The organism is Gemella bergeri ATCC 700627 (assembly GCF_000469465.1).
Taxonomy (GTDB): domain Bacteria; phylum Bacillota; class Bacilli; order Staphylococcales; family Gemellaceae; genus Gemella; species Gemella bergeri.
Genome location: NZ_KI271805.1, coordinates 1 through 5,282 on the forward strand (window position 1 = coordinate 1; position 5,282 = coordinate 5,282).

A 5,282-nucleotide genomic window follows, 5' to 3' on the forward strand; every position below is an offset into this window, starting at 1 on the left:
ATAAAGTTTTAAAAAAATTATATTCTAAAATATAATAACAAAGGGGAAGAGAATTATTTCAATTGATATTAACTATCAATTAGCTAAAGAGAATAATTATTTTAGAAATTTTTTCATAAAAGGGTAAAAGTGTACTATAGTATTAGCTAAGATATATAGTTTGTGGTATAATGTTTTAGTTACATATAAAATTTAGATAATAAAAAGAGGTGAGAAAGTGTTAATTCAACTTAATAATATAACAAAAAATTTTGTTGTTAATGAAATTTTTTCGAATGTAAAAATGGAGATAAATAATAAAGATAGAATAGCTATAGTCGGAAGAAATGGAGCAGGGAAAAGTACATTACTTAAAATTATAGCGGGTACTCTTAGTTTTGATACCGGAGAAAGAGCGGTATCGAAAGGAACCAGCATAGGCTATCTTTCACAAGAATTTATTGTTAGAGAGGATTTATCAATATATGAAGAAATGATTACCTGTTTTTCTGAAATAATAACCTTGGAAAAAGAATTAGAAAAACTTTCTTTTGAATTAACACCGGAAAATTTAGAAAAAGACTCTAAACTTCTTAATCGTTATGACAGGTTACAAAATGAAGTTTTAACTCATAAGGACTACCATTATAAAAGTAAAATAGAGAGTGTTTTATTCGGTTTAGATTTTAAAAAAGAAGTGTTTGATAAAAAGATAAGCACATTCTCCGGTGGTGAGAAGACTAGATTATCTATGGCAAAACTGTTTCTTAGCGAGCCTGATGTTCTAATTCTTGATGAACCGACTAACCATCTTGATATGGAGAATGTAGCTTGGTTGGAAAATTATCTCGGTTCTTATGACGCTGCAATTGTTATAGTCAGCCACGATAGATATTTTTTAGATAAAGTAGTGAATGTAGTTTATAATCTTGAATTTGGAAAATTAAAAAAATATGTAGGAAATTATACCAAGTTTATAGCTCAATATGAAGAAGATTATAGTAAACAATTAAAAGAATACAATAGCCAACAAAAAGATATAAAAAGACTGGAAGACTTTGTTCAAAAAAATATAGCTCGTGCTTCTACCAGTAAAATGGCAAAAAGTCGTCAAAAAGTATTAGAAAAAATGGAACTTATAGATAATCCTAAAAAAGATAACAGAGCAGCAAATATAGAGTTTAGAATAAAAGAACAAAGCGGACGAGATGTTCTAATGATAAACGACCTGACTGTGGGTTATGACAGCCAAATCGGAGAAAAATATAATTTTTCTATTTATAAAGGAGATAGAATAGCAGTAGTCGGGAAAAATGGTATTGGTAAGTCTACTTTAATTAAAACAATAGCTAAAAGGCAAAATTCTCTTGGTGGGACGGTTAATTATGGCAGTAAAGTATCATTGGGTTACTATGATCAAAAACAAGCTGAATTTGAATCGTCAAAAACCATTTTAAATGAGCTTTGGGACGAATATCCCTTAATGAAAGAAGCGGAAATAAGAAATGTTTTAGGAAGATTTCTTTTTAGAGGTGATGATGTTTTAAAAATTGTCAAAGATTTATCCGGAGGAGAAAAAGCAAGATTGCAACTGGCTAAACTTATGCTTGAAAAGAATAATCTTTTAATACTGGACGAACCTACCAACCACTTAGATATAACCAGTAAACAAGTTTTGGAAGAAGCGTTGGAAAATTACGAAGGAACTATTTTGTTTGTCAGTCACGATAGATACTTTATTAATAAAATTGCCAATAAAGTTCTTGATATTACAGATAAGGGTTACAGTATTTATTTAGGAAATTATGATTATTATTTGGAAAAATTGGCACAAGAAAAACTACTGGCGAGTTTAGAGGAAAAAGAAGTAGAAATAGAAAAAAAACAAGTAAATAGTTATATATTAGGTAAAGAAGAAAAAAAACATCTTCGAAAACTGGAGAGAACTCGAGATGAAATAGTTGAAAAAATCGAAGAGTTGGAAAACCATATCTCTGAAATTAATTCAGAACTAATAAAAGAAGAAATTTACACAAACGCTATAAAAACTCAAGAATTTAATGAACAATTAAAAATTATCAATAACCAACTGGATACTTTGAATGAAGAGTGGTTGACGGTAGAAGAAGAATTAGAAAGTTTGCAGGATTGATAGATGAAGATAAAAATTACAACCTATGTAGATGAAGAAAAACTTCTTGAGGAAAGTTATATCGGAGAATATTTTAATCAAAAAGAATATGAAAAAATAGAGTATTATGATAAAAATAATAAAAAAATAAAAATTTTTATTGACAAAATAAAAGAAAGTGTTAGTATAGAGAAAGATGATTTTAAAATCGATATAGCTTATATTGTTAAAAAATCTAATTATAAAACTGAAATGGGGATAGTTAACCTTGCTATGCAGCTTATTAAAATAAAGAAAAAAGAACGTAATAACCTTGTTTTCTTTGAAATAAGTTATAATATTATTTTTAATCCCGATAATAAGCAAAAAAATACATTGAAAATATTATTGAAACGCAATTAGAGTAATTTTATTAAGGAGGTATTGTAATTGAAAACTAAAATAGTAGAATTGTTGCAAAATTCTTTGAAAAAGTTAAATATAAACGATATAGAAGTTTATGTAGAAACACCGAAAAATACAGATAACGGAGATTTTTCTTCTAATGTTGCTATGCAGTTAACAAGAGTATTAAGAAAAAATCCGCGTATAATAGCGGAAGAGATAATTTCTAATATAGAAGATGATGAATCTGTTGAAAAAATTGAAATAGCAGGCCCCGGATTTATTAATTTTTATGTTAAAAAATCAAGCCTTGGCGGTATAATAAATAAAATTTTAAAAGAACGTGATAATTACGGGAAAACTGATGTAGGAAACGGTAAGAAAGTATTATTAGAATATGTATCTGCTAATCCGACCGGAACACTTCATGTAGGTCACGCCAGAAATGCCGCCTATTCAGATTCTTTAGCCAGAATTATGAAAAAAGCGGGTTATAATATTTCACGTGAATATTATATTAATGATGCAGGTAATCAAATTAATAACCTTGTCAGTTCTGCTATAGTTCGTTATAAACAAGCGTTAGGTCTGGATGCAAAAATGCCGGAGGATGCTTATCATGGCGAAGATATTAAAATTCTTGGAAAAGAGTTAAAAGAAAAATTCGGCGATAGTTTATTATTACGTACCGATTTAGAAGAATTTATTCGTAATTATGCAATAGAATATGAACTGAATAATATAAAAAAAGATCTTGGTGATTTCGGTTTAGAGTATGATGTATATTTTAGTGAAAAATCATTATATCAAGAAGGTGCTGTAGACAAAGCATTGGCTTCTTTAAGAGAACAAGGTTTTGTTTATGAAAAAGATGGAGCGTTATGGTTGGAAACCACAGCACTTGGAACCGGTGATGACAAAGATAGGGTATTGATTAAAGCGGACGGCGCATTGACGTATTTAACCAGTGATATAGCTTATCATAAAAATAAATTAGATCGCGGTTTTGATTTATTAATTGATGTTCTCGGAGCTGACCACCACGGATATATCGGTCGCCTAAAAGCCAGTATTGTGGCTATGGGGTATAAAGCAGAACAATTAGAAGTTCTAATTATGCAAATGGTTCAGTTATTAAATAACGGCGAAGTTGTAAAAATGAGTAAAAGAACAGGAAAATCAATTACACTTCGTGATTTAATTGACGAGGTAGGAAAAGATGCTGCACGTTATTTTCTGGTAATGAGAAGTGCGGACAGTCATCTGGATTTCGATTTTGCAGTAGCTAAAGAACAATCCAGCGATAATCCACTATATTATGTTCAATATGCACATGCACGTATTTGTTCGATATTACGTCAGGCTGAAGAACAAGGTTTTATTAATGTGACTGATTGTGATTATGAGTTATTAACAGATGATTATTCCGTAGATTTACTTAAAAATTTAGCATACTTTCCGGAGATTGTCTCACAAGCGGCTATAAATTATGAACCGCATAGAATTTGTAATTATTTACAAACTTTAGCAAGTTCATTCCATAAATTCTACAACAATAATAAAGTAATAACAGAAAATAAAGAACAATCACAAAGTTATTTAGCATTAATAACTGCTGTTAAAGTAACGATAAAAAATGCACTGGAACTAATCGGAGTATCAGCTCCGGAAAAAATGTAAAAGAAGGGATATAATAGATAATGACGAAATTAAAAGAATTAAGCGGTGAAAAAATAAAAGAAATGTCGTTAATAGACTTATGTTATGCGTATATGATAGATGAAAAAATTGAGAAATTAAATATTTATGATTTTCTTGATTATATAAAACCGTTAAGAGAAGTAGATGAAGAAGAATTTTCAGCTCAAGCAGCATATTTTTATACCGACTTAAATTTAGACGGAAGATTTATCTGTGTAGAAGACGGGAGTTGGAAATTAAGAGATACGCTGTTGGTTGAAGATATTAAGAGTTTTGTTGAACCAAGTGTTCAAAAATTTGAAATCGAAGATGAAGAACTTGACGAAATGGTTGATGAAGATGAAGAAGATGTTCATGACGAAGTTGATGAATTAATCGAAGAAGAAGATATAGAAGAAAATGATGAAGTCTATGACTTTGATAATGGAGGAATAGTATCTAAGTTTAATATAAACGAAGAAGAAGACGAGTTTTAAGAATTAAATAATAAAAGCACCGAAAAATATAAATTATCAGGCTTCATATTGATTGCTAATTTATTCTAAATAGGATATAATGGACAAAGTCAGTAAAATATAAAGTAATAATTGTAATACAGGTTTTAAGTTTTGTAAGTGAATAAAGATATTCTATTTATTTTATTTATTATCTTTAAAAGCAAGAATACGATTGATTATTGATAATAAAAAATAAAAGGAGATTGTAACTTATGAAACAAGGTACAGTAAAATGGTTCAACGAAGAAAAAGGATTCGGATTTATTTCTGTAGAGGGTGAAAAAGATGTATTCGTACACTTCTCTAGTATCCAAAAAGAAGGATTTAAAACTTTAAAAGAAGGCGAAAAAGTAGAATTTGAAGTAGAAGAAGGAAATCGTGGACCACAAGCAGCCAACGTAGTTGCTCTATAATAATGAAAATAAAAAGAAAGTTCCGTTGATAATCAAGGGAACTTTCTTTTTATATTGAATCTTTAAAAATAATATAAATATAATTAAAAATATAAAAAAGTAAGTGATGATATTTAATTGATATTAATATATATAGATTAAAATAATTATAAAATTTATCACAAGTATTAAATAATG

5 protein-coding genes are annotated in these 5,282 nt (G+C 28.7%); all 5 read left to right on the top strand.

Annotation, left to right across the window (positions count from 1 at the left end):
* Window positions 1-217 precede the first annotated feature (217 nt).
* The 5 genes from HMPREF1983_RS01045 (at window position 218) to HMPREF1983_RS01065 (ending at window position 5,105) form a co-directional block, all read left to right on the top strand.
* Window positions 218-2,131 (top strand): ABC-F family ATP-binding cassette domain-containing protein, encoded by a 1,914-nt coding sequence (locus tag HMPREF1983_RS01045; protein WP_021752424.1) that lies wholly within the window; start codon window positions 218-220, stop codon window positions 2,129-2,131.
* Between the two features lie 3 nt (window positions 2,132-2,134).
* Window positions 2,135-2,512 carry a hypothetical protein gene (locus tag HMPREF1983_RS01050; protein ID WP_021752425.1) on the top strand — a complete coding sequence of 126 codons (378 nt, stop codon included), beginning with the start codon at window positions 2,135-2,137 and terminating at the stop codon, window positions 2,510-2,512.
* A gap of 27 nt (window positions 2,513-2,539) precedes the next feature.
* Complete coding sequence (gene argS, locus HMPREF1983_RS01055) at window positions 2,540-4,174, top strand: arginine--tRNA ligase (protein ID WP_021752426.1); 1,635 nt, start codon at window positions 2,540-2,542, stop codon at window positions 4,172-4,174.
* 20 nt (window positions 4,175-4,194) lie between these two features.
* Entirely contained in the window at window positions 4,195-4,671 is a 477-nt protein-coding gene (rpoE, locus tag HMPREF1983_RS01060; protein ID WP_021752427.1) for a DNA-directed RNA polymerase subunit delta, read from the top strand.
* Between the two features lie 233 nt (window positions 4,672-4,904).
* Complete coding sequence (locus HMPREF1983_RS01065) at window positions 4,905-5,105, top strand: cold-shock protein (RefSeq protein ID WP_021752428.1); 201 nt, start codon at window positions 4,905-4,907, stop codon at window positions 5,103-5,105.
* Window positions 5,106-5,282 lie beyond the last annotated feature (177 nt).

Coding starts and splice junctions, on each gene's coding strand:
- HMPREF1983_RS01050 (WP_021752425.1), top strand. CDS start 2,135: ATGAAGATAAAAATTACAACCTATGTAGATGAAGAAAAACTTCTTGAG.
- rpoE (WP_021752427.1), top strand. CDS start 4,195: ATGACGAAATTAAAAGAATTAAGCGGTGAAAAAATAAAAGAAATGTCG.
- HMPREF1983_RS01065 (WP_021752428.1), top strand. CDS start 4,905: ATGAAACAAGGTACAGTAAAATGGTTCAACGAAGAAAAAGGATTCGGA.